2 protein-coding genes and 1 pseudogene are annotated in these 1721 nt (G+C 70.5%); 1 reads left to right on the forward strand and 2 read right to left on the reverse strand.

Features of this window, described 5'->3' with window-relative positions:
- A partial coding sequence (gene ftsE, locus I5I_RS00060) for a cell division ATP-binding protein FtsE (RefSeq protein WP_148285459.1) occupies window positions 1-945 on the reverse strand: 945 nt, incomplete at its 3' end.
- 85 nt (window positions 946-1030) lie between these two features.
- On the opposite strand from ftsE, the gene I5I_RS00065 reads away from it, so the two are divergent.
- On the forward strand, window positions 1031-1504 hold the full coding sequence (locus I5I_RS00065; protein ID WP_239639965.1) for a hypothetical protein: 474 nt from the start codon (window positions 1031-1033) through the stop codon (window positions 1502-1504).
- Here the strand turns inward: I5I_RS00065 and prfB are convergent.
- Window positions 1505-1721, reverse strand: a pseudogene (gene prfB, locus I5I_RS00070) (peptide chain release factor 2); the annotation flags it as partial. It lies immediately after the preceding gene.

Genomic DNA, 1721 nt, shown 5'->3' on the forward strand with positions numbered 1-1721 from the left:
GGCGCGGGGCGCTGCATGCCCGGTCGCGGCGACGCGTCCGCCGCCCGGTCGGCAGGCGTCGTGGCTGCAGGCGCGGACGCTTGCCGGGCGTGTGAGGGGCGGGGATGCCGCGGCATCCGGCGCCGTCGAAGCGGTCGGCGGGGCGGGGACGGGCTCGACGGGAGCTTCCGCGATCTCGCGCTGCAGTTCGAGCACCGCGGTCAGTGCGGCCGTTGCTGCCGCGCCGCGTTCCATCTGCGGTTGCAGCGAGGGCAGCGATGACGTGTCGCCGTAGCCGCCGTGGCGGTCGTCGCGCACCATCACACCGCCGCGCAGCTCGATGACGCGGCGCTTCATCTGATCGACGAAGCCGGCCTCGTGGGTGGCCATGACCACCGTCGTGCCACCGGCGTTGATGCGGGCGAGCAGCTGCATGATGTCGATGGAGGTCGCCGGGTCGAGGTTTCCGGTGGGCTCGTCGGCGAGCAGGATCTGCGGCCGGTTGACGATCGCCCGCGCGATCGCGACGCGCTGCTGCTCGCCACCCGACAGCTCGTGCGGCAGGCGCTTCTGCTTTCCGTCCAAGCCGACGAGAGCGAGCGCTTCGGGCACGGCCTGCTGGATGAAGGCGCGGGATGCGCCGATGACCTGCAGCGTGAAGGCGACGTTCTGGAACACCGTCTTGTTGGGCAACAGACGGAAGTCCTGGAAGACCGACCCGATGTGCCGACGGAAGTACGGAACCTTGCGTGTCGAGAGGGTCTTGAGGTCGCGACCGAGCACGACGACGCGCCCCTCGCTGGGACCGTCCTCCCTCAGGATCAGGCGCAGACAGGAGGACTTTCCCGAGCCGGAGGCGCCCACGAGGAAGACGAACTCCCCGCGCTGCACCTCGAAGTCGACGTCGCTCAGCGCCGGCTTGCTGGTCCCTCGGTACTTCTTGGTGACGTGCTCGAACCGGATCATGACTCGATGAGCCTACGTCGCCCCTCTGCGGATGCCGGGTGCGACACTCGCCGCGTGTCGACTGCACTCCCGATAGCGTGGCCGGGTGCGCATACTCGATCGCCGGCATCGGCGAGAGCGCGACCGCGCGGCGATACCCGGGCCGCATCGCGTCCCCGGCGCTGATCGCTCCGCCGGCGACCCGGCTGTGCGGATCGCCATCCGACGCCGCGGCCATCGGCGCCGCCCGCACCGAGCCCGAGGTGGTTTCCGCGCTCGTCGCGCTGGGCGAGGACACCGCAACCACCGACGCCGACGTCGTCGAGCAGTTCCGGCGGCATCCGCGTGGTTCCACGACATTCCGGCCGATGCGGCCGAGCGCATCCGCTCGGCGTCTCTTCCACCCACGACGATCGTCGCCGGCGACGCCGACCTGCTCACCGGCGTTCGACCGGTTGCCGACGACGCCGCAGCACTCGGAGCCGACCTCGTCTGGCTCGCCGCCTGCGGGCACTACCCCTGGGTCAAACAGCCCACCGCGTTCCGCGACGCCATCACGGGATGGCTGGGCCGCGACTGATCAGTCGTCGTCGTCCTTGCGCTTGCGCCACCGGATGCCGGCGGCGATGAGGCCGTCGAGGTCGCCATCGAAGACGACGGCGGGGTTGCCGACCTCGTAGCCGGTGCGGAGATCCTTGACGAGCTGCTGGCCGTAGAGGAAGTAGGAACGCATCTGGTCGCCCCAGCTGGCCGTGATGGTACCGGCGAGCTCCTTTTCTTCGCGGCTCCTCTCGCGC

Origin of the sequence: Microbacterium sp. B24, assembly GCF_000333415.1 — a bacterium.
Lineage (GTDB): Bacteria > Actinomycetota > Actinomycetes > Actinomycetales > Microbacteriaceae > Microbacterium.